The organism is Streptomyces sp. NPDC001153 (assembly GCF_053598315.1).
Genome location: NZ_JBSFJZ010000028.1, coordinates 32950 through 54784, shown reverse-complemented (window position 1 = coordinate 54784; position 21835 = coordinate 32950). Strand labels below are relative to the sequence as shown.

The window sequence follows — 21835 nt, the reverse complement described above, 5'->3', positions numbered from 1 at the left end:
TCAGCCGCCGACGTGCGCGGCGAGCGCCGCCTCGACGTCCGCCGCGCCGGCCGCGTCGGCGGCCCAGGCCGCGTATCCGTCGGGGCGGACCAGCACGGTCGTACGGCGGTCGCTCGCCCAGTGCGCCACGGCCAGCCGGTCCGCACGGCCGGGTCCCGCCTCGTACGGCTCCGGGGTGATCAGCACGAACCGGCCGCCGCGCAGGGCCTCGTAGAGGCGGCCGCCACCGGCCAGGGCGACGTCCGGTACCCGGGTGCCGGTGAGGCGGTGGGCGCCGCGCGGTGCCGGGTAGCGGTAGCCGATGCCCGTGACCTGGCCCGCGACCTTGCGCCGGGCGGGGCCGACGGCGTTCAGGAACGTGGTGAGCGCGGCGCGGGCCGCGAGGGTCCAGGGGCGTTTGGCCATGGCGAGGCGGACGATCCCGCCGCTGCTGCGCAGCACCGACCTGCCCACGGGGTGCCGCTCGGCCTGGTAGCTGTCGAGCAGCGCGGGCTCGGCGTGACCGGTGACGACGGCGGCGAGCTTCCAGCTCAGGTTGGCCGCGTCCTGCAGGCCGGTGTTCATGCCCTGGCCGCCGGCCGGGGTGTGCACATGCGCGGCGTCGCCCGCCAGGAAGACCCGCCCGACCCGGTAGGCGGTCGCCTGCCGTTCGTCACTGTGGAAGCGGGACATCCAGCGGGCGTCGTGCATCCCGAAGTCCCGGCCGAGGGCGAGTCGGGTGATCTCCTGGACCTCCGCCAGGTCCAGCGGCTCGGTGTCGGGGACGTTGCGGCCGCGGTGCCAGCCGATCACCCGGTGGTAGCCGTCGCCGAACGGCGCGAGGAAGGCGAAGGCGTCGCCGACGGCGTTGACGGTGAGCAGGGTCGGCGGCTTCTCGGCGAGCCGGACGTCGGCGAGGACCACGGACCGGATCACCGACCTGCCCGGGAAGGGCAGCCCGATCGCGTCCCGTACGGCACTGCGCATGCCGTCGGCGCCGACGACGTACGCCGCCCGCAGGTTCTCCGTACGCCCCTCGGGCCCGCGCACCTCGACGGTCACCCCGTCGGCGTCCTGCGTGAGCCCCGTCAGCTCGGTCTCGTGGCGGAAGCCGGCCCCCGCCTCGACCGCGCGGCGCTCCAGGACCTTCTCGACCTCGTACTGCGGGAGGACGAGGAGGTGGTTGAACCGGGAGGGAAGGGCGGCGAGGTCGACGGTGAGCCGGCCGAAGAGGTTGAGACGGTCGAGGGGTTGGCCGGACTTCTCGAGCTCGTCGGCGAGAGCGCGGGCGTCGAGCTGTTCCAGGGTGCGCGCGTGCAGGACGAAGGCGCGGGAGAGGTTGCTGATCCTGTGGGGGCGCTTTTCGAGGACGGTGACCGGGACGCCGGCGGCGGCGAGGTCGCCGGCGAGGAGCAGGCCGGTGGGGCCGGAGCCGACGACGATGACGGTTCCGGGCGTGCCGGTGCCGTCGGCGCTGTTGGTAGTGCTGGTGGTGCTGGTGGTGGGGCTGATGCCGTTGTTGCCAGTGGTGCCGGTGGTGCCGGTCATGACGGCCTCCTGGATGCCAACGCCTGTTGGCCAACAACTGTTGGTCAACGCTTGTTGGCAAGCCTAGAACCGGGCAGGCGTGACGGTCAACACTTGTTGGCCTACACGCGTTGGCCTACGCTCGTTGGCATGACTGGCACGACCGGCATGACCGGCAGCACGAAGACGGAACAGGCCCGCCGCTCCGACGCCACCCGTAGCGCCATCCTCCACGCGGCCCGCGAGCGGTTCGCCGCCGACGGCTATGAGCGGGCCACCATCCGGGCGATCGCCAAGGACGCGCGCATCGACCCGTCCATGGTGATGCGCTACTACGGCAGCAAGGAGGGTCTCTTCGCCGCGGCCGTCGCGCTGGACCTGCGGCTGCCCGATCTGACGAGGGTGCCCCGGGAGGAGGTCGGGCGGGCACTGGTGGGCCACTTCCTGGACCTGTGGGAGGAGAACGAGGAGCTGACGGCCGTCCTCCGGGTCGGCGCCACCAACCAGGCCGGGGCCGAGCGGATGCAGGGCATCTTCCGGGACCAGCTGCTGCCGCTGGCCGAACAGGTGTGTCCCGATCCCGAGCAGGTCCCGGCGCGGGCCGCGCTGTGCGCCGCGCAGCTGCTCGGGCTGGCCCTGACCCGCTATGTGCTGCGGCTGCCGGCGGCGCGGGAACTGACCCGCGAGGAACTGCTGGCGTGGCTCGGGCCGACCGTACGGCGGTATCTGACCGCGCCGAATCCCTGAGCCGTACAGAACCTCTGAGCCGTACCGAACCCCGGAAAGGGGCCCGAAAGACACAACGCCGAGGGCGCCGGCCTCACCCGGGTACGGCGTCGCGCGCGTACCGGCGGGAGGACGGGCGCCCCCGGCGACAGAACCGGTGTCCGGTCAGGCCTTGGCCTTGGCCTTGGCCCCGGACTTCGCGCCGGACGAGGGCTTGATGGTCCTGACCGTGGACTTGTCCAGCGCCATCACCAGGCCGGCGATGACCACGAACAGCGCGATCGGGAGCAGCACGTAGAGGCCCAGCGTCTGCATGACGTTCAGGCCGGGGCCGGGGTCGTCGCCGTCGTCGCGGGTCAGCGCGAGCGCGGGGGACGACATGAGCAGCATCATCAGCGTCGTACCAGCGGCCAGGGCGCCGGCGCGCAGGGCGTTCTTCTTGTCCACGATCTCAAGTTAGCGAACGCTTCCGAAGGCCGCGCGCCCGGGGTCCCGTACGGGGGGCTCACACGACTCTGGCCTGCTCGAACACTTGGAGCAGTGCCCTCAGCCGAGGGGAGGACGTCAGTTCCTCCAGCGGCACCGGCCTGCCCTCGGGGTCCGCGAGGGGCAGCCGCCAGTTCGGGTACTGGTCCCAGGTCCCCGGCAGGTTCTGCGGGCGGCGGTCGCCGACGCCGTCCGGGAGCCAGACGCCGATCAGCCGGGCCGGGGTGCGCAGCAGGAAGCGGTGGACGGCGCGGATCTCCTCCTCCTCGTCGCTGCCCGGCGGTCCGGCGGCCGCCAGGTCCAGCAGGCCGAGGCTGCCGAGCAGGGCGAGCCACTCGGCGGTGTCGGCCGTGGCCTCGGCGCGTTCCTCGGTCGCGGAGCGGGTGAGCAGGCCGAGCCGGTCGCGCAGGTCGACGTGGTCGCCGGTGAGCCGGGCGGCCGTGGGCGGCAGGTCATGGGTGGTGGCGGTGGCCAGGCAGTCGGCGCGCCAGCGCTCGGGCGGCAGCGGGCGTCCGTCGCCCTCCCAGTCGCGTTCGAACCACAGCACCGAGGTGCCGAGCACCCCGCGCCGCTGCAGCGTCTCGCGCACACCGGGCTCGACGGTGCCGAGGTCCTCGCCGATGACGACGGCCCCGGCGCGGGTGGCCTCCAGGGCGAGGATCGCGAGCATGGCGTCGGCGTCGTACCGGACGTAGGTGCCCCCGGTGGGCGGGCTGCCCTGCGGGACCCACCACAGCCGGAACAGACCCATGACGTGGTCGATGCGCAGGGCGCCGGCGGAGCGGAACAGGGCGCGCAGGAGCTCGCGGTAGGGGGCGTACCCGGTGGCGGCGAGCCGGTCGGGGCGCCAGGGCGGCAGGCCCCAGTCCTGGCCGCGGGCGTTGAAGGCGTCTGGTGGGGCTCCGACGGACATGCCGGCGGCGAACACGTCCTGCTGGGCCCAGGCGTCGGCGCCGACGGGGTGCACGCCGACGGCGAGGTCGTGCACGATCCCGACCGGCATGCCGGCCTCGCGGGCGGCGCGCTGGGCGGCGCGGAGCTGGCCGTCGGTGAGCCAGGCCAGGCGGGCGTGGAACTCGACGCGGTCGGCGAGCTCGGCGCGGGCACGCGCGGTCGCGGCCGAGCGGGGATCCCGCAGGCCCGGCGGCCACCGCTGCCAGTCGGAGCCGTGGATCTCTGCGAGGGCGTACCAGGTGGCGTGGTCGTCGAGGGCCTGGCCGTGGGCGGCGCGGAAGTCGTCGTAGGCGGCCCGGCGGCCGGGGCCGAGGGGGACGGCCAGGACCAGGTCCAGCGCCGCGCGCTTGAGTTCCCACACCGCGTCCCGGTCGATGAGGGCGCCCTTGTCGAGGACGGCGGCGCGCAGCCGCTCGGCCCGCTCCAGCAGGGCGCTCAGCCGCTCGCGGTCCGCGACGTAGGCGTACTCGGGGATGTCCTCGATCCGCAGGTGGACGGGGTCGGGGAAGCGGCGGGAGGACGGGCGGTAGGGGGAGGGGTCGGAGGGGGCGCCGGGTACGGCCGCGTGCAGCGGGTTGACCTGGACGAATCCGGCGCCGGCGGTGCGTCCGGCCCAGCCGGCCAACTCGGCGAGGTCGGCGAGGTCGCCCATGCCCCAGGAGCGGCGGGAGAGCAGGGAGTACAGCTGGACGAGGAGGCCGTAGGAGCGGCCGGGCGGGGCGGGCAGCCGGTCGGGGGCGACGACGAGGTGGGCGTGGCCGGTGCGGCCGTCGGGTGCGAGGGCGGTCACCCGGTGCACGCCGAGCGGCAGTTCCGCGGCGGTGTCCCGCTCCTGGCCGTCCTCGGTCTCGACGCGCAGGCGGGTGCCGGGCGGCAGCGCGGCGAGGGCGGCGGGGCCCTGCGGGTCGCCGGCCCAGTGCACGAGCGTCGGCGGCAGCAGGCGCTCGCGCAGCTCGCGTTCCTGTGCGGTGAGGGCGGTGCGTACGGCGGCGGGGCCGGTCGCGTCGACGCCGAGGGCGGCCAGGGCGGCGGCCACGGCGGAGGCGGGGACCGGGACGTCGCGGCCGGGGGCGGGGCTGTAGGAGGTGGCGACCCCGTGCAGCCCGGCGAGCCGGGCCAGGTCCGCGTCCGCGAGGTCCTCGAACGCCGCGGTCATCTACGACCTCGCGCCGAAGTCACCGGACTCGTACGACTGTGCGCCGAAGGCGTCCGACTCGCTGGTCAGCGGGGTGGCCTCGGCGAGCGGCGGCTCGCTGGTGAGGGGCTCGGCGTCGGGCAGGGGCGGTTCGCTGGTCAGCGGGGCCTGGGCGCAGGCGCTCTCGGCGCTGAACACGCTCAGCGGCGTGTCGCCGGTCGGGGCGGACGGGTCCGCCCCGGGTTTCCACTGGTCCGGGATCGAGAGCGGAGCCGGTGCGGCCACGGGGGCCTCCTTCTGGGTGGCGGTCGGATGCTGCGGTTTTGAACGGATTACGGCAGGCCTACCCCGTGACGGCGCGGGCACTCCCGACACCTGCTCGAACACGAGACGACGGGTGGTGCGCGCCCCCTGGCCTCTGACCTCGCGCCGGGTGCGGCCGGGCAGCGGGCGCGGGCCGGGGCTGCTGTTCGTGTGCTCCTGCCGGTGCTGTGGGCCGTGGCGAACACCTCCGGCACCGGTCGCGGGCGCATGCCGTTGACGGTCTTCGCGCTGGTCCTCGTGGTCGGTGCGGGCGCGGTGTGGCCGGCCGGGGGCACGGCCGGCGCGGTCGGGCGGCTGCCGGCGGGGGGGCGGCGGGCGCTCCTGGCTGTGCTGCGCGGGGACTCGCTCGGCGCGGGCATGACCTTCTGCACGACGGGCATCGGTCTGACGGCCGCCGCGATCCTCGTCGCCCTCGCGATCGCCCTCTACGGCCTCGCCGGCCGGGGGTACACCGCGCTGCTGGTTCCGGTGGGCGTGTACGCCTGCTGTCCGCCGGCGGCGGCCGCCTCGATGCCCCCACTGTGGCGTTCGGCGCGTCCGGGGGAGCTGCGGTACGCGTGAGCCGGACGGCTCCGGGGGCACGGTGGGCTCCCGGAGCCGGTTCGCGTCCTCGGCGCGGCCGGTACGCGAAGGCCCGGATCGCCGTCAGGCAGAAATGCCGTCGATCCGGGCCATGGCGTCGTCCGCGCCGTACGGCTGCAAGTAGGGCAGCCAGCGCGGGTCCCTGTGCCCGGTGCCGATGATGCGCCAGGCGAGCCCGCTCGGCGGCGCCGGTTTGTGGCGCAGGCGCCACCCCAGTTCGACGAGGTGACGGTCGGCCTTCACGTGGTTGCAGCGGCGGCAGGAGGCCACCACGTTGTCCCAGACGTGCTTGCCCCCGCGACTGCGCGGGATGACGTGGTCGACGCTGGTTGCGACGCCACCGCAGTACATGCACCGGCCCCCGTCGCGCGCGAAGAGCGCACGTCGGGTGAGGGGAACGGGCCCCCGATAGGGAACCCGGACGAATCGCTTGAGCCGGACCACGCTGGGTGCGGGGACTGTGACGGTTGCGCTGTGCATATAGGCGCCGGATTCCTCGAGGGAGACGGCCTTGTTCTCCAGGACGAGGACGAGCGCGCGGCGGAGCGGTACGACGCCGAGCGGCTCGTACGACGCGTTGAGGACCAGGACATGCGGCACGGGTGCCTCCTTGGGCGTCGGCGGCGCGTGGCTCGCGCCGGGACGATCTGCAGTCAGTCTCCCCTCATGCCTGGTGGAAGCGCCACCATGTCCCGGTAACGGGCTGGGAGTGTTTTCGACCACACCGGATACTTCCCCCGGATCATGGCCTGTTCAAGCCGACGTGAGTCCCGTCTCTCCTGCGCACCTCCTTGGCGGATCCGCGCGATGCCCACACAATGCCCCGTTAGTGTGGTGGCCCTGTCCGTCCGGTGACCTTTTCGTGACCTTGAAGACCTTGACCGCCCACCGGCACGGACCGCGCAGCACCTGGAGGTATCTGCCGTGTCGTCCTTGCCCGCCGTCCTCCTGGCCGCCGGTGCGTCGCCGACCCCGTCCCCCCCTCCGTCCGAGACGGCGCCGGCCGTGCCGGCGTCGCTGCAGGACGCCCAGCAGAGCGCGACGAACGCGGCGAGCTGGGTCGAGCAGAACTGGTCGACCTGGCTCGCGATGGGACTGCAGATCCTGCTGATCGTGGTGATAGCGGTCGCGCTGCGCGCGATGGTGCGGCGGGCGATCACCAAGCTGATAGACCGGATGGGCCGCACCGCCGAGGCCGTGAACGGCACGGCGCTGGGCGGGCTGCTGGTCAACGCCGAGCGGCGCCGGCAGCGATCGGCGGCGATCGGCTCGGTGCTGCGGTCGGTGGCGAGCTTCCTGATCCTCGGTACGGCCGCGCTGATGGTGCTGTCCACCTTCAAGATCAACCTGGCGCCGCTGCTGGCGTCGGCCGGGGTGGCCGGTGTGGCGATCGGTTTCGGCGCGCGGAACCTGGTCACCGACTTCCTCTCCGGCGTGTTCATGATCCTGGAGGACCAGTACGGCGTCGGTGACGTGGTCGACGCGGGCGTGGCCACCGGCGAGGTGATCGAGGTCGGGCTGCGCGTGACCAAGCTGCGCGGCGCGGACGGCGAGATCTGGTACGTCCGCAACGGCGAGGTCAAGCGGATCGGCAACCTCTCCCAGGGCTGGGCCACGGCGGGCGTGGACGTCACCGTCAAGGCCTCCGAGGACCTGGACCGGGTCAAGGCCACGCTGGACGACGTCGCCGAGCACATGAGCAAGGAAGAGCCCTGGAACGAGCTGCTGTGGGGCCCGATCGAGGTCCTCGGCCTGGACTCGGTGCTGATCGACTCCATGGTGGTGCGGGTCTCGGCCAAGACCATGCCGGGCAAGGCGCTGACGGTCGAACGGGAGATCCGCTGGCGCATCAAGCGCGCGTTCGACCAGGCGAGCATCCGCATCGTGGGCGGCGCGACGTCGGTCGAGGACGCGGAGGACACCCCCGACCCGGCGGCCTCGGTGGCCGCCCCGTCGGTCTTCGCCAACGCGGACTCCGCGCAGGCGAAGGCGACGACGCCGATGGCTCCGCAGCAGCCGGAGCCTCCGGGCAAGTAGCGAGCGGAACGGTTCAGCACACTCGTTCGAGTGAACAGACGGGGCATTCCGGCGCGCAGGGCGCATGGGGTGCCCCATCGTTCTGCCGGGGCGCCCAGCGCGGGCTTAGCCTGGCATCAGCGTGACGAGGAGAACCAGGGACGAGCGCCGAACCCATCATGGAGAGGGTCGTGATGCAGGTGGACCCCATCGACCTGTTGAGCGTGATCGAAGAAGCGTCGCCGACGCCGATTCGACCCGAGTATGTCGAGGGGACGGTCATCGCGCCGCCGCAACCTGACGAAAACCACAACGACGGCATCGGCGAACTGCACTACCAGTTCCGCACAGCCGGTTTCCGCCTCGTCGGCTTCGGCTGCGGCTACCGCGCCGCCCATAAGGACGGCAGCACCATGGCCTTGCTCATTCCGGACTTTTACGTGCGTCGCCGTAAGGCCTCGGAACTCGACGAGTCGTATCGCAAGGCCAACAAGGGCTGGTACCCGGTTGACATGATCGCCCTGGTCGGCGAAGTCACGTCATCCAATCACTGGGCGGACACCGGACCGAAACTCCGCACCTATGCTGCCGCCGGTGTCCCCGCCTACGTTCTGATCAACCGCAACACGAAGACTGCCCACTGCTATACGGACCCCATTCTCCCGAGTGACGACCCCACAAAGGCGTACTACAACGTGGACACCCCGGTCGACCTCGGCAGCCCCCTCCCCCTCCCCGCCCCCTACCCCACCCTCGACACCACCCCCTTCCTCGACAACTGAGCCCCCGGACGATCCCGCCCCCGAGGTAACGACTCCGTCTCCTCGGGGCCGTTGTCTATTGACGCCCCCTTCGTCCTGGGCTTACGTTCCTCGCACCGCGATAGGAAACTTTCCTAACAGTGATCCTCCGGCGTCCGTTGATCAAGGCTGGACGCCACGCCCGGGTCGCTGAAAAGCTGGGTGGCTGGAAAGGCAGGTGTCGACCCCATGGCAGGAACCGCCGGTACGCCGGGCACCCCGCGCGTGCTGCGCGCCATGAACGACCGCGCCGCCCTGGACCTCCTGCTGGAGCACGGGCCGCTGTCGCGCACCCGGATCGGGAAGCTCACCGGCCTGTCCAAGCCCACCGCCTCCCAGCTGCTGGCCCGCCTGGAGGCGGCCGGACTGGTGCGGGTCACCGGCACCAGCGAGGGCCGGCCGGGCCCCAACGCCCAGCTGTACGCCGTCAACCCCGCGGCCGCGCACGCAGCCGGGCTCGATGTGACCCCGGAGCGGATCCGCGCCGCCGTCGCCGACATCACCGGGCGGACCGTGGGTGAATTCGAGCTGCCGACCCCGGGGCGGCGGCCCGCCCGACCCGTCGTCCAGCAGGTCACCGACGCGCTCGACGGTGCCGTCAAGGCCGCCGGACTCGCCCGGTCCGATGTGCACCGGCTGGTCATCGGCACCCCGGGCGCCTTCGACCCCAACACCGGGCGGCTGCGCTACGCCTCCCACCTGCCCGGCTGGCACTCCCCCACCCTGCTCGACGAGCTCGCCGCCGCCCTGCCGATGCCGGTGGAGTACGAGAACGACGTCAACCTCGTCGCCCTCGCCGAACAGCGGCTCGGCGCCGCGAGGGGCCACGGCGACTTCGTCCTCCTGTGGAACCAGGAGGGGCTCGGCGCCGCCCTGGTCCTCGGCGGCCGGCTGCACCGCGGCTGGACCGGCGGCGCCGGCGAGGTCGGCTTCCTGCCGGTGCCGGGCACGCCCCTGGTCCGGCAGGTGACCAAGGCCAACAGCGGTGGCTACCAGGAGCTGGCCGGCTCCCAGGCCGTACCGAAGCTGGCCCGTGAACTCGGCATCCCGGACCTGCCGTCGGGGTCGTACACCGAGGTCGCCGCCGAGCTCGTGGCGCGGGGTGCCGACCACGTCTCCGGCCCCTACCGGGAGCTGCTCCAGACCTACGCGACCCGGCTCGCCACCGGTCTCGCCTCGCTCGTCTCGGTCCTCGACCCCGAACTCGTCGTCCTCAGCGGCTCCGCGCTGACGGCCGGCGGCGAGGTACTGCGCGCCCTCGTCCAGGCCGAACTGGAGGAGCTGGCCGCGGCCCGCCCCCGGCTGGTCGTCGGCGACGTCCACGAACACCCCGTTCTGCGCGGCGCGTTGGAGTCCGCGCTCGTGACCACCCGCGACGAGGTCTTCGACACCTCGCGCTGACCCCGGCAGCACCTCTCTTCCCGTTCACCCGTCCCTGGGAGACCTCGCCATGCCCACAGCCATACCCGAAGTCGCCCGAAAAGCGGCTTTCGCCCTGACCGCCTCCGCCCTGCTGCTCACCGCCACCGCCTGTACCGGACAGTCCGGCTCCGGTGCCACGGACGACGCCTCGAAGGACACGACCATCAACTTCTGGCACGCCTGGAGCGCGCCGAACGAGGTGCAGGCCGTCAAGTCCCTGGTCGCCGGCTTCGAGAAGGCGCACCCCAACATCCACGTGAACATCGTCGGCAACATGACGGACGACAAGATCAACCAGGCGCTGCGGTCGGGCGGTGACAAGGCACCGGACGTGATCTCCTCGTTCACCACCAACAATGTGGGCAAGTTCTGTTCATCGGGCGCGCTGGTCGACCTCAACCCCTTCTTCAGGAAGTCCGGGATCGACCCCGAGAAGACGTTCCCGAAGACGATGAACGAATACACCCAGTTCGACGGCAACCGCTGCACCGCGCCACTGCTCGGTGACGCGTACGGGCTCTACTACAACAAGACGGCGTTCAAGCAGGCCGGTATCGCGAATCCGCCGAAGACCTGGTCCGAGTTCGAGGCGGACGCCAAGAAACTGACCATCCCCCAGGGCGATGGCTACAAGCAGCTCGGATTCATGCCGGACTACCACGGCTGGGAGACCACCACCGAGCACTACTTCGCCCAGTTCTCGCCGACGTACTTCGGCAAGGACGGCAAGTCGGACCTCGCCACGGACCCGGCGTTCGAAAAGGGCTTCACACTCCAGAAGCGGCTCGTGGACGAACTCGGCGGATTCCAGAAGCTGGAGAAGTTCCGGGCGACGCTGGGTGACGAATGGGGTCCCAAGCACCCCTTCCACACCGGTCAGGTCGCCATGCAGCTCGACGGCGAATGGCGGCTCGGGATGGCCGAGCAGACCAAGCCGAAGTTCGAGATCGGGGTCGCCCCGCTGCCCGTGCCCGACGACCAGGCGGCGCAGTACGGCAAGGGCTACATCACCGGCACCATCGCGGGCATCGCCGCCACCAGCCACAAGCAGAACGCGGCCTGGGAATTCGTCAAGTACATCACCACGGACACGGACGCGGTGGTCGGCTTCGCCAACGACATCCACAACGTCCCCTCCACGCTGGCCGCGCTGAAGTCGCCGAAGCTGAAGTACGACCCGCGCTTCAAGACGTTCCTCGACATCGCCGCCGACCCGGACTCCACCACCACGCCCGCCTCGGTCAACGGCGGTGTGTACCTGGTGACGATCCAGCAGTTCGGTTATGACTACGAGAGCGGCAAGGCCACCGATCTGAAGGCCGGTCTGAAGAAGACGGCCGCGCAGATCGACACGGACATCGCGCAGGCGAAGTAGCCGATGAGTACGGTCACTCCGGCGTCGAAGCGCCGCCGGTCGGCGCTTCGCACCCTCGCCTTCATGTCGCCCTGGCTGATCGGCTTCGCGGTCTTCTTCGCGTATCCCCTGATCTCGACGGTCTATTTCTCCTTCATGCACTACGACGGTTTCCGGCCGCCGACGTGGAGCGGCGGGAAGAACTGGCGTTACGTCTTCGAGCACTACCCGCTCTTCTGGCCGGCCCTGCGCAACACGCTGTGGCTGGTCCTGGTGATGGTGTCCTTGCGGGTCGTCTTCGGGCTCGGCATCGGCCTGCTCATCACCAGGATCAGGACGGGTACGGGGGTCTTCCGCACCCTGTTCTACCTGCCGTACCTCGCCCCGCCGGTCGCCGCGACCATGGCCTTCGCCTTCCTGCTCAACCCCGGTACGGGCCCGGTCAACTCGATCCTGGAGAAGGCGGGCATCCCGGCGCCGGGCTGGTTCAACGACCCCGCCTGGTCCAAACCGGCCCTGACCCTGCTGGCGCTGTGGGGCATCGGCGACCTCATGGTCATCTTCATGGCCGCCCTGCTGGACGTGCCGGCCGAGCAGTACGAGGCGGCCGAGCTGGACGGGGCCTCGGCCTGGCAGCGGTTCCGGTACGTCACCCTGCCGAACATCTCACCGATCGTGATGTTCGCGGTCGTCACCGGCGTGATCCAGACCATGCAGTACTATACCCAGCCGCTGATCGCCGGGAAGGTCGCCTCCGGGGTGATCCAGGGCGCGGGCACCCAGTTCGAGCCCGGCTACCCGGACAAGTCCACGCTCACCCTCCCCCAGCTCGTCTACAACCTCGGCTTCCAGCGCTTCGACTACGGCTCGGCCTGTGTGGTGGCCCTGGTGCTGTTCGCCCTGTCGATGGTGTTCACCGGGTTCCTGATGCGGCGCCGGGGCGGTCTCATCCAGGCAGGTGACTGACCATGACCCAAGTACTGGACGAGCCGGTGGAGTTGAGGACGCCCTCCACGGCCGCCGAGCGCACCGCCCGGCGCAGGGCGCTGTTCGAATGGATCGCGGTCCACTCCCTCGGCGTCGCCGCCGCGCTGTTCTTCACCCTGCCGTTCGTGTTCGTCTTCCTGACCTCGCTGATGAGCGACACCCAGGCGCTCAGCCGCGACCTGATCCCGCACACCTGGGAGTGGGGCAACTACCGGAAGGTCTTCGACACCCCCGGCTTCCTCACCTGGTGGAAGAACACGCTGATCTACGCCGGCCTCGGCACCGTCCTGACCGTGGTGTCGTCCATCCCGGTGGCGTACGCGCTCGCCAAGTTCCGCTTCCGGGGCCGCAATCTGTCCCTGATGCTGGTGATCTCGATGATGATGCTGCCCCCGCAGGTGGTCATCATCCCGATGTACCTGTTCTGGGCGAAACAGCTGGACCTGTCCGGCACGCTGTGGCCGCTGATCATCCCGATGGCGTTCGGCGACGCGTTCTCCATCTTCCTGCTGCGCCAGTTCCTGATGACGATCCCGAACGAGTACCTGGACGCCGCGCGGGTGGACGGCTGCGGGGATCTCAGAACCCTGCTGAAGGTCGTCCTGCCCATGGCCAGGCCGGGGATCGCGGCCGTCGCCCTCTTCCAGTTCTTCTACGCCTGGAACGACTACTTCGGGCCGCAGATCTACGCCTCCGAGAACCCCGGCGCCTGGACGCTGAGCTACGGCCTGGAGTCCTTCAAGGGTGCCCACCACACGGACTGGAACCTCACGATGGCCGCGACCGTGCTGGTCATGGCCCCTGTGATCCTCGTGTTCTTCTTCGCCCAGAAGGCGTTCGTCGAGGGCGTCACGCTCACCGGAGTGAAGGGTTAACCACGACATGAAACTCACCGTGGTCGGCGGAGGCTCGACCTACACCCCCGAACTCATCGACGGCTTCGCACGTCTCAGGGACACCCTGCCCATCGAGGAACTCGTCCTCGTGGACCCGGCCGCCGAGCGGCTGGAGCTGGTGGGCGGGCTGGCCCGGCGGATCTTCGCCAGGCAGGGCCACCCCGGCCGGATCGTGACCACCGCCGACCTGGACGCGGGCGTGGACGGCGCCGACGCCGTGCTGCTCCAGCTGCGCGTCGGCGGACAGGCGGCCCGCGAGCAGGACGAGACCTGGCCGCTGGAGTGCGGCTGCGTCGGCCAGGAGACCACCGGCGCGGGCGGCCTGGCCAAGGCGCTGCGCACGGTCCCGGTGGTCCTCGGCATCGCCGAACGGGTCCGCCGTGCCAACCCGCGCGCGTGGATCATCGACTTCACCAACCCGGTCGGCATCGTCACCCGCGCCCTGCTCCGGGCCGGGCACCGGGCGGTCGGCCTGTGCAACGTGGCGATCGGCTTCCAGCGGAAGTTCGCGAACCTGCTCGGCGTGGCGCCGGCCGACGTGCATCTGGCGCACGTGGGCCTCAACCACCTCACCTGGGAGACCGGAGTACGGCTGGGCGGCCCGGAGGGCGAGAACGTCCTGCCCAAGCTCCTGGCCGAGCACGGTGACGCGATCGCCGACGACCTGCACCTGCCGCGCCCCCTCCTGGACCGCCTGGGCGTGGTCCCCTCCTACTACCTGCGCTACTACTACGCCCACGACGAGGTCGTACGCGAACTGCGCACCAAGCCGTCCCGGGCCGCGGAAGTGGCGGCCATGGAGCGGGAGTTGCTTCAGATGTACGGCGATCCGGCCCTGGACGAGAAGCCGGCGCTGCTCGCCCGGCGCGGCGGCGCCTACTACTCGGAGGCGGCCGTGGACCTGGCGGCGGCGCTGCTGGGCGGGGGAGGCAGCCCGTACCAGGTGGTGAACGCGTTCAACCGGGGCACCCTGCCGTTCCTCCCCGACGACGCGGTGATCGAGGTGCAGGCCGCGGTCGGCCCGGCCGGCCCGGTCCCGCTGCCGGTGCCGGAGCCGGCTCCCCTGTTCACCGGTCTGATCGCGAACGTGACGGCGTACGAGGACCTTGCCCTGGAGGCGGCGCTGCGCGGCGGCCGTGACCGCGTCTTCCGCGCCCTGCTCGCCCATCCGTTGATCGGTCAGCACGCGTACGCCGACGCCCTCACCGACCAGCTGATCGCACACAACCGGGAGCACCTCGCGTGGGCCTGACCCAGACCGTCCTCGCCATCGACGCGGGGAACAGCAAGACCGACGTGGCCGTGGTCACCGCCGCCGGGGAGGTGCTGGCCACGGCCCGTGGCGGCGGTTTCCGCCCGCCCGCGGTGGGGGTGAGGGCGGCGGTGGACGCGCTGGCCGAACTGGTGGGACGCGCCTTCGCGGACGCGGGCCTCACGTCCGTCGCGCATGTCTCGGCGTGCCTCGCCAACGCCGATCTGCCCGTCGAGGAGGAGCAGTTGGCGACGGCGCTCCAGGCGCGCGGCTGGGGCGCGTCGGTGCAGGTGCGCAACGACACCTTCGCGATCCTGCGCGCGGGCGTCGCCGAGCCCCGCGGGGTGGCCGTGGTGTGCGGGGCGGGCATCAACTGCGTCGGCATGCGCCCCGACGGCCGTACCGCGCGCTTCCCGGCCATCGGCCGGATCTCCGGTGACTGGGGCGGGGGCTGGGGCCTGGCGGAGGAGGCGCTGTGGTTCGCGGCCCGCGCGGAGGACGGCCGGGGCGAGCCGACGGCCCTGGCCCGCACCCTGCCCGGCCACTTCGGGCTGCCGACGATGTACGCGCTGATCGAGGCGCTGCACCTGGAGCACGTCGGCCACGACCGCCGGCACGAGCTGACCCCGGTGCTCTTCGCGACGGCCGCCGACGGCGATGCGGTGGCCCGCTCGATCGTCGCCCGGCTCGCGGCGGAGGTGGCGGTGATGGCCACGGTGGCGCTGACCCGCCTGGACCTGCTCGACGAGGAGACGCCGGTGCTGCTGGGCGGCAGCGTCCTGACCGCCGGGCACGCCCTGCTCGACGACGGCATCCGCGACCTGCTGACCGCGCGCACCCCCAAGGCCGACGTCCGCGTGGTCACGGCGAGCCCGGTCCTGGGCGCGGCCCTGCTGGGACTGGACCGCCTGGGGGCGGCCCCGCAGGCGCGGGAGCGGGCGCGGAAGCACTGGGAGGGGTAGCCGCTGCCCCACCTCCCCGTCGCCCTCCCCGGGGGAACCGAACAGATGCTCCCGGCGTATTCATGAGCAGCGCACGCTGCGATCCGATCAAGATCCAGTGAAGGCCGGTGCGGATGTCGGTCCGGGCGGCGATACTTGGCGGCGAACGGATGACCATGGGGGAGGTCGAGTGACACACCCGCCGAAGAGCACGGCAGCGCCACCGGTGGCGGGATCCGGCCTGCCCGGAGCCCCCGGCATCCCCGCGCAGCCCGTCCGCCCGGCACCCGCCGGCTCCCCCGCGCCGTCCGCCCGGCGGAGCGCGTTCGCCGAGGGCGTCGACCGGCTGCGGGACGCGGCGACCACCGAGCCGGGGCGGCTGCGGATCATCGGGGCCGTACTGGCACTGCTGGTCGTGGCGTTCGGCGCGGCCGCGGCCTGGCAGGCCAGTGAGCGGGGGGCCGCCGCCGACGACGTGCTGCACCGCAGCCAGCCGCTGAGTTCCGGCGCGGCGGACATCTACCGGTCGCTGGCCGATGCCAACACCGCCGCCTCCAGCGGTTTCCTGGCCGGCGGTCAGGAGACGGCCGTCTCCCGCGACCGGTACGAGAAGGACATCCGTACCGCCGCCGCGGGCCTGGTGACGGCCGCCGCGAACGCCGAGCCGGGCTCCGCCTCCGAGACGACCGTCGCCAGGCTGAACACGCTGCTGCCCGAGTACAAGGGGCTCATCGAGCGGGCGCGGACCTACAACCGGCAGGGCTACCCGGTCGGCGGCGCGTATCTGCGGTACGCCAACGAGAAGATGCAGAAGGAGATGCTCCCGGCGGCGGAGGATCTCTACACCAAGGAGAACCAGCGGCTCGACGCCGACTACGGCGACGCGACGCCGTATCCGTGGGTCGCCATCGCGCTCGGCGTGCTCGCGCTCGCCGCGCTCGGCTGGGCCCAGAACCGCACCTACCGGCGCACCAACCGCGTCCTCAACCACGGCCTGATCGCCGCCTCCGCCGCCACGACCGTCGCCCTGCTGTGGCTGGTCGTCGGGCACGCGGTGGCCCGCTCGGAGCTGAACGGCTCCTACGACCACGGCATCCGCTCGCTGACCGTCCTGCACGACGCCCGGATCGCCTCCCTGAAGGCACGCGGCAACGAGAACCTGAGCCTGGTGGCGCGCGGCGCGGAGACCGTCACGGTCGACGGGCAGACGTACGACGCGTACTACTACGACTTCGACAAGGACATGACCAACCTCGGCACGAGCCTGGCCCGGGCGGCGAAGCTCGCCGACGACCAGGGCGGCAGCACTCCGGTGAAGGCGGCCGAGGGCAACATGGCGGTGTGGAAGCAGCGCCACACCGCCGCCCGCACCGAGGACGAGGACGGCAACTACCAGCAGGCGCTGGACGAGGTGATCGGCGCCAAGGGCGCCACCGGCGAGTGCTTCGACGGCGTCGACACCAATCTCGCCCGGGCCATCGACCACGAGCAGGCCGAGTTCCAGCGGGCCGCCGGCGACGGCCGGGACGCCATGGCCGGGCTGCCGGCCGGCGCGGCCGTGCTCGCGGCGCTCGGCGCGGCCGGCGCGCTGTTCGGCATCGGCCGCAGGCTTTCGGAGTACCGGTGACAGGGGGCATGACGATGTACGCGGCGCGTGTACGGGCCTCCCTGCGGGGCTGGGGCGGGGTCGGCGCGATGGCGGTGCTGTGCGCGCTGGCACTGGCGTTCGTCCTGCTGCTGCCGTGCACCCAGCAGCCCCTGCCGCACCGCCCGGCGCGGACCGGTCAGGCCGTCGCCAACGGTGTGCAGGCCCGCGCCACGGACTGCACGCCCTCCGGGGCGCAGAACCAGACCCTGTCGCCGTCCGGCGCGGACGGCCCGACGATCGACGCGATCAAGGCCCGTACGGGCGCCAAGCGCAAGCTGATCGTCGGCGTGGACCAGAACAGCTACCACTGGGGCTACCGCAACCCCAACACCCAGGGCGCGGAGCTGGAGGGCTTCGACATCGACCTGGTGCACCGGATCGCGCAGGACATCCTCGGCGACCCGGAAGCGGTGCAGTTCAAGGCGATCCCGACCAGCCAGCGGATCTCCGCGATACAGGACGGGCGGGTGGACATGGTCGTGCGGACCATGACCATCACCTGCGACCGGCTGTCCCAGGTGGCGTTCTCCGCCCCCTACTTCAAGACCGGACAGCAGGTCCTCGCGCCCAAGTCGTCGTCCGTCACGGGCTACAACAGCACCCTGGCGCACAAGAGGATCTGTACGGCGGCCGGTTCGACGGCGTACACCAAACTGGACGCCGACAAGAAGGACGGCACCCTGCCCGCCTCCACGGACATCTCCACCACCGTGCCGAACCAGCTCGACTGCCTGGTCAGGCTGCAACTCGGCGAGGCGGACGCGGTGGTGACCGACGGCGCGCTCGCCGCCAGCCAGGCCGCGCAGGACCCGACCGTCGAACTCAAGGGCGGGGCGTTCACCACCGAGTACTACGGCGTGGCGATGAAGAGGGACGCCTCCGATCTGGTACGCCGGGTCAATCGCATCCTGGTGGACTACCGCGCCGGCGGCTGGCAGGTGTCGTACGACAAGTGGCTGTCGGCGACACTGGGGAAGGACTCGAGCGCGTCCAAGCCGCCCGCACCGCAGTATCTGCGCACGAGCTGAGCCACATCCGACCGGAAACCTTAAAGCAGCGAGAGGTGATCGATGGGCGTCACGGACCCCGCCGGGCCGGTGATGGACCGGGACGAGGTGGACCGTGCGCTGGCGCGGCTCGGCCAGGAGCACGAGGCGATCGAGACCTCGCTGCTGGCACTGCAGGACCACGCGGGCCGCAGACTCCTCGAAGGCGCCGAACTGACCGGCGTCACCAGGGAACGCTGGCAGGCCACGGAGGCGCGGATCACCCTGCTGTGGGGGTATTTCGACGCCTACGCCGACGCGCTGCGCTCCGCCCGCGAGATCCGCTCCCGGCGCCGCTGGTCCAGCCGCGAGGACCTGGTGGAGCTGACCGATCTGCTGCGCGGCGAGGCCGTCACCGTGGCCGGCAACGGCACGCTCAGCGAGTCCTTCTCGCTTTCCGGCCTGGTGGACCGGATGAACGAGCTCTACGCGACGAGCCTGGACCTGGTCGTCGCCGCCGACGCGGTGTGGTCGGCGCTGCCCGCCAGGATCGATTTACTCGCCGCGGAACTCCAGCGCACCCGCAAGCTCGCGCACTCCGTCGGCGTACGCCCCGGCGAGCACCCGGCCGGTGACGACCTGGAGCGGATCACCCGCACGCTCACCAAGCTGCGCGAGGACGTCGTCTCCGACCCGCTCGCCTTCTGGGTGCCGGCCGAGGGCAGTTCGGCGCCGGGCGGCGGCCGTCCGGACACCACGGTGTACGACCGCGAGGCGCGCGCCCTGGAGGACGTGCGCCGGGAGATCGACGCCGTGCTGACGGTCCGGCAGGACGCGGAGGCGCGGCTGATCCGGCTGCGGGACGTGCTCTCGCGCGCCGACCGCACGCTCGCCGAGGCCCGCACCGCGCGCGGCGAGGTGCTGGCGAAGATCGCGGCGACCGAGGTGCCGGTGGTCAGCGGCCCGCCGACCGTGCTCCAGGAGCAGCTGGCGACGGCGGCCGAGTACCGCAGGCAGGCCCAGTGGCACCGGCTCTCCCCGCTCCTGGAGTCCCTGGAGCAGAAGGCCGAGGACGAACTGCTGCGCGCCCGTGAGTCGTTGACCGCCGTCACCGCGCCGCTCGCGGTCCGCGCCGAGCTGCGCGGCCGGCTCGACGCCTACAAGGCCAAGGTGGCCCGGCACGGGCTCGCGGAGGACCCGTTCCTGGTCGAGCGGTACGACGCGGCCCGGCGCATGCTGTGGAGCGCGCCCTGCGACCTGCGGGTGGCCGAACAGGCCGTGCTGCGCTACCAGCAGCTGGCGGCCGAACTGCTCGGCGGCGCGGGCGCGCCCGAGGACCGTAAGGGGGACCAGTCATGAGCCAGCCGGGGCAGACCTGTCAGCGGCCGGGCTGCGAGGGGTCGTACGAGGACGTGGGCCGCGGCGAGCTGTACTGCGACACCTGCGGCCTGGCACCGGTGGTCTCGGCGAGCGGCATGGTCGGTTCGCCGGCGACCGGGGTGACCAGGGGTGCGGCGGACAGCGGCAGTTCGCGCAGCAGTTCCCGTACGTCCTCGCAGTCGTCGAAGTCGCGCCGCTCGGTGTCCGGGCGGCTCTCGCGGTCCCTGTCGGGCCGCTCCAGCGGGCGTTCGGTGTCGGTGCGCAGCTCGGGTTCCTCGTCCGGGACGTCGACCCGCGGGCGGCTCGGCGCCGGTCTGGTTCATGTGCCGCAGGTGCCGCGGCCCGACCCGCGCGCGATGGTGCTGGACAACCCGGAGGTGCCGGAGCGCAAGCGGTTCTGCTCGCGCTCGGACTGCGGGGTGCCGGTGGGCCGGGCCCGGGGGGAGCGGCCGGGGCGCACGGAGGGTTTCTGCACCAAGTGCGGGCACCCGTACTCCTTCGTGCCCAAGCTGAAGGCCGGGGACATCGTGCACGGCCAGTACGAGGTGGTGGGCTGCCTCGCGCACGGCGGGCTCGGCTGGATCTACCTCGCCGTGGACCGGGCCGTCTCCGACCGGTGGGTGGTGCTCAAGGGCCTGCTGGACACCGGTGACCAGGACGCGATGGCCGCCGCGATCTCCGAGCGGCGCTTCCTCGCGGAGATCGAGCACGCCAACATCGTGCGGATCTACAACTTCGTGGAGCACCTGGACCAGCGCACCGGCTCCCTCGACGGCTACATCGTCATGGAGTACGTCGGCGGCAAGTCCCTGAAGGAGATCGCCAACGCCCGCCGCACACCGCAGGGCCGCCGGGACCCGCTGCCGGTGGAGCAGGCGTGCGCGTACGGCATCGAGGCGCTGGAGGCCCTCGGCCACCTGCACAGCCGTAACCTCCTCTACTGCGACTTCAAGGTCGACAACGCCATCCAGACCGAGGACCAGCTCAAGCTCATCGACATGGGCGCCGTGCGTCGCATGGACGACGACGAGTCGGCGATCTACGGCACGGTCGGCTACCAGGCGCCCGAGGTCGCCGAGGCGGGCCCGTCGGTGGCGAGCGACCTGTACACGGTGGGTCGTACGCTCGCGGTGCTGACGTTCGACTTCCAGGGCTACACGAACGTCTACGCGGACTCCCTGCCCGACCCGGACACCATCGACGTCTTCCGCCGCTACGAGTCCTTCTACCGGCTCCTGGTCCGTGCCACCGACCCCGACCCGGCCCGCCGGTTCGCCTCCGCGCAGGAGATGGCCGAACAGCTGACCGGCGTGCTGCGCGAGGTCGTCTCCCTGCAGACCGGGCAGGCGCGGCCCGCGCTGTCGACGCTGTTCGGGCCCGAAGTGAGGGTCATCGACCGGGAGTTGTTCCCCCGGCTGGACGGGGATGTGTCCCGGCTGGGGGCGCGGCCCCCGGCCAAGGCCCCGTCACCCGTCCCGGCCGCGCTCCCGGCCGCCCTCGTCAGGCCCGTCGACACCCCCGCCACCGCGCTCGCCCTGCCGGTCCCGCTCGTCGACCCGGGTGACCCCAACGCGGGCTTCCTGGCGGGTCTGATGACCTCCGCGCCGGCCGAGCTGATCGCGGCCCTGGACGCGGCGCCGGCGCAGACCGTGGAGACCCGGCTCCGGCAGGTCCGTGCCCGGCTGGAGAGCGGTGACCACCAGGCCGCGCTGATGAGCCTGGCCAAGCTGGAGGAGGAGCGGCCCGACGACTGGCGGGTGGTGTGGTACCGGGGCGTGGCCGCCCTGGTCACCGGCGACTTCGAGGGCGCCGCGCTCTCCTTCGACGCGATCTACGACGCCTTCCCCGGCGAGGCCGCGCCCAAGCTGGCGCTCGGCCTGTGCGCGGAGGTGCTGGGCCAGCTGGACAACGCGGCCGAGTACTACCACCTGGTGTGGGCGACCGACCCGAGTTTTGTGAGCGCCGCCTTCGGGCTCGCCCGGGTGCAGCTCGCGGCCGGCAACCGGCACGGTGCCGTGCGGACCCTGGAGTCGGTGCCGGAGTCCTCCATCCACTACACGGCCGCCCGGGTCGCCGCCGTCCGGGCGCGGCTCAGACAGCGCACCGCCACCGCCGGTGACGTACCGTTCCTGGACGACCTGACGGCCGCCGCCGGGCAGGTCGAGGCGCTGGACGCGTACGGTCTGGACCCGGCGCGGCGCGAGCAGTTGTCGGCGGAAGTCCTCGGCTCGGCGCTGGACTGGATACTCTCCGGTGGCCAGGGCACCCCGCCCGCCGCCGGCGGACGGGTGCTGCTGGGCAGCGGTCTGGACGAGCGGGGCCTCCGCTTCGGCCTGGAGCGTGCCTACCGCACGCTGGCCCGGCTGGCGCCCGGCGGCGAGGAGAGGATCGAACTGGTGGAACGGGCCAACCGTTACCGCCCCCGGACGTGGGTGTAGTT

19 protein-coding genes are annotated in these 21835 nt (G+C 72.0%); 14 read left to right on the top strand and 5 right to left on the bottom strand.

Annotated elements, in window-relative coordinates; genetic code table 11:
* Window positions 1-1527 carry an FAD-dependent monooxygenase gene (locus tag ACWDEN_RS29040; RefSeq protein ID WP_450860680.1) on the bottom strand — a complete coding sequence of 509 codons (1527 nt, stop codon included), beginning with the start codon at window positions 1525-1527 and terminating at the stop codon, window positions 1-3.
* A gap of 129 nt (window positions 1528-1656) precedes the next feature.
* Between ACWDEN_RS29040 and ACWDEN_RS29035 the strand changes: the two genes are divergently transcribed.
* On the top strand, window positions 1657-2253 hold the full coding sequence (locus ACWDEN_RS29035) for a TetR/AcrR family transcriptional regulator (RefSeq protein WP_351609450.1): 597 nt from the start codon (window positions 1657-1659) through the stop codon (window positions 2251-2253).
* Between the two features lie 144 nt (window positions 2254-2397).
* On the opposite strand, the gene ACWDEN_RS29030 is transcribed toward ACWDEN_RS29035, so the two are convergent.
* The 3 genes from ACWDEN_RS29030 to ACWDEN_RS29020 are packed head-to-tail and all read right to left on the bottom strand — an operon-like array spanning window position 2398 to window position 5092.
* Window positions 2398-2679, bottom strand: coding sequence for a hypothetical protein (locus tag ACWDEN_RS29030; protein WP_450860678.1), 282 nt, complete (start codon window positions 2677-2679; stop codon window positions 2398-2400).
* A gap of 58 nt (window positions 2680-2737) precedes the next feature.
* Window positions 2738-4828 (bottom strand): 4-alpha-glucanotransferase, encoded by a 2091-nt coding sequence (gene malQ / locus ACWDEN_RS29025; RefSeq protein WP_450860676.1) that lies wholly within the window; start codon window positions 4826-4828, stop codon window positions 2738-2740.
* A complete protein-coding gene (locus tag ACWDEN_RS29020) occupies window positions 4829-5092 on the bottom strand; it encodes a hypothetical protein (protein ID WP_351609443.1) in 264 nt (87 codons plus the stop codon).
* Window positions 5093-5305: 213 nt separating this feature from the next.
* Here ACWDEN_RS29020 and ACWDEN_RS29015 point away from each other — a divergent pair, with 213 nt between their 5' ends.
* The gene (locus tag ACWDEN_RS29015; protein ID WP_450860674.1) at window positions 5306-5692 is read left to right on the top strand and encodes a hypothetical protein; all 387 of its coding nucleotides are present in this window, start codon (window positions 5306-5308) and stop codon (window positions 5690-5692) included.
* An 84-nt stretch (window positions 5693-5776) separates the two neighbouring features.
* On the opposite strand, the gene ACWDEN_RS29010 is transcribed toward ACWDEN_RS29015, so the two are convergent.
* Window positions 5777-6313 carry an HNH endonuclease gene (locus ACWDEN_RS29010; protein WP_228625160.1) on the bottom strand — a complete coding sequence of 179 codons (537 nt, stop codon included), beginning with the start codon at window positions 6311-6313 and terminating at the stop codon, window positions 5777-5779.
* Window positions 6314-6637: 324 nt separating this feature from the next.
* Here ACWDEN_RS29010 and ACWDEN_RS29005 point away from each other — a divergent pair, with 324 nt between their 5' ends.
* The 12 genes from ACWDEN_RS29005 (at window position 6638) to ACWDEN_RS28950 (ending at window position 21833) form a co-directional block, all read left to right on the top strand.
* The gene (locus ACWDEN_RS29005; RefSeq protein WP_450860673.1) at window positions 6638-7750 is read left to right on the top strand and encodes a mechanosensitive ion channel family protein; all 1113 of its coding nucleotides are present in this window, start codon (window positions 6638-6640) and stop codon (window positions 7748-7750) included.
* Window positions 7751-7923: 173 nt separating this feature from the next.
* The gene (locus ACWDEN_RS29000; protein WP_450860734.1) at window positions 7924-8511 is read left to right on the top strand and encodes a Uma2 family endonuclease; all 588 of its coding nucleotides are present in this window, start codon (window positions 7924-7926) and stop codon (window positions 8509-8511) included.
* Between the two features lie 207 nt (window positions 8512-8718).
* Window positions 8719-9930: an ROK family transcriptional regulator gene (locus ACWDEN_RS28995; RefSeq protein WP_351609434.1), complete on the top strand. Its 1212-nt coding sequence runs from the start codon at window positions 8719-8721 to the stop codon at window positions 9928-9930.
* Window positions 9931-9979: 49 nt separating this feature from the next.
* Window positions 9980-11326, top strand: coding sequence for an ABC transporter substrate-binding protein (locus ACWDEN_RS28990; protein ID WP_351609431.1), 1347 nt, complete (start codon window positions 9980-9982; stop codon window positions 11324-11326).
* Window positions 11327-11329: 3 nt separating this feature from the next.
* Window positions 11330-12271, top strand: a complete 942-nt coding sequence (locus ACWDEN_RS28985; RefSeq protein ID WP_450860670.1) for a carbohydrate ABC transporter permease — start codon at window positions 11330-11332, stop codon at window positions 12269-12271.
* Between the two features lie 2 nt (window positions 12272-12273).
* Window positions 12274-13167, top strand: a complete 894-nt coding sequence (locus ACWDEN_RS28980) for a carbohydrate ABC transporter permease (RefSeq protein ID WP_450860668.1) — start codon at window positions 12274-12276, stop codon at window positions 13165-13167.
* A gap of 7 nt (window positions 13168-13174) precedes the next feature.
* Entirely contained in the window at window positions 13175-14440 is a 1266-nt protein-coding gene (locus ACWDEN_RS28975) for a 6-phospho-beta-glucosidase (RefSeq protein WP_450860667.1), read from the top strand.
* Window positions 14431-15402, top strand: a complete 972-nt coding sequence (locus tag ACWDEN_RS28970) for an N-acetylglucosamine kinase (RefSeq protein WP_450860665.1) — start codon at window positions 14431-14433, stop codon at window positions 15400-15402. The genes ACWDEN_RS28975 and ACWDEN_RS28970 overlap by 10 nt, the downstream gene beginning before the upstream one ends.
* A 169-nt stretch (window positions 15403-15571) precedes the next feature.
* Complete coding sequence (locus ACWDEN_RS28965) at window positions 15572-17008, top strand: hypothetical protein (protein WP_450860663.1); 1437 nt, start codon at window positions 15572-15574, stop codon at window positions 17006-17008.
* 14 nt (window positions 17009-17022) lie between these two features.
* On the top strand, window positions 17023-18057 hold the full coding sequence (locus tag ACWDEN_RS28960; protein WP_351609498.1) for a glutamate ABC transporter substrate-binding protein: 1035 nt from the start codon (window positions 17023-17025) through the stop codon (window positions 18055-18057).
* A 42-nt stretch (window positions 18058-18099) separates the two neighbouring features.
* Window positions 18100-19374: a coiled-coil domain-containing protein gene (locus ACWDEN_RS28955; RefSeq protein ID WP_351609413.1), complete on the top strand. Its 1275-nt coding sequence runs from the start codon at window positions 18100-18102 to the stop codon at window positions 19372-19374.
* Window positions 19371-21833 carry a tetratricopeptide repeat protein gene (locus ACWDEN_RS28950; RefSeq protein WP_450860661.1) on the top strand — a complete coding sequence of 821 codons (2463 nt, stop codon included), beginning with the start codon at window positions 19371-19373 and terminating at the stop codon, window positions 21831-21833. Before ACWDEN_RS28955 ends, ACWDEN_RS28950 begins: the two co-directional genes overlap by 4 nt.
* Window positions 21834-21835 lie beyond the last annotated feature (2 nt).

Coding starts and splice junctions, on each gene's coding strand:
- ACWDEN_RS28960 (WP_351609498.1), top strand. CDS start 17,023: ATGTACGCGGCGCGTGTACGGGCCTCCCTGCGGGGCTGGGGCGGGGTC.
- ACWDEN_RS29000 (WP_450860734.1), top strand. CDS start 7,924: ATGCAGGTGGACCCCATCGACCTGTTGAGCGTGATCGAAGAAGCGTCG.
- ACWDEN_RS29040 (WP_450860680.1), bottom strand. CDS start 1,527: ATGACCGGCACCACCGGCACCACTGGCAACAACGGCATCAGCCCCACC.
- malQ (WP_450860676.1), bottom strand. CDS start 4,828: ATGACCGCGGCGTTCGAGGACCTCGCGGACGCGGACCTGGCCCGGCTC.
- ACWDEN_RS28955 (WP_351609413.1), top strand. CDS start 18,100: ATGGGCGTCACGGACCCCGCCGGGCCGGTGATGGACCGGGACGAGGTG.
- ACWDEN_RS28995 (WP_351609434.1), top strand. CDS start 8,719: ATGGCAGGAACCGCCGGTACGCCGGGCACCCCGCGCGTGCTGCGCGCC.
- ACWDEN_RS28950 (WP_450860661.1), top strand. CDS start 19,371: ATGAGCCAGCCGGGGCAGACCTGTCAGCGGCCGGGCTGCGAGGGGTCG.
- ACWDEN_RS28975 (WP_450860667.1), top strand. CDS start 13,175: ATGAAACTCACCGTGGTCGGCGGAGGCTCGACCTACACCCCCGAACTC.
- ACWDEN_RS28980 (WP_450860668.1), top strand. CDS start 12,274: ATGACCCAAGTACTGGACGAGCCGGTGGAGTTGAGGACGCCCTCCACG.
- ACWDEN_RS28985 (WP_450860670.1), top strand. CDS start 11,330: ATGAGTACGGTCACTCCGGCGTCGAAGCGCCGCCGGTCGGCGCTTCGC.
- ACWDEN_RS28990 (WP_351609431.1), top strand. CDS start 9,980: ATGCCCACAGCCATACCCGAAGTCGCCCGAAAAGCGGCTTTCGCCCTG.
- ACWDEN_RS29035 (WP_351609450.1), top strand. CDS start 1,657: ATGACTGGCACGACCGGCATGACCGGCAGCACGAAGACGGAACAGGCC.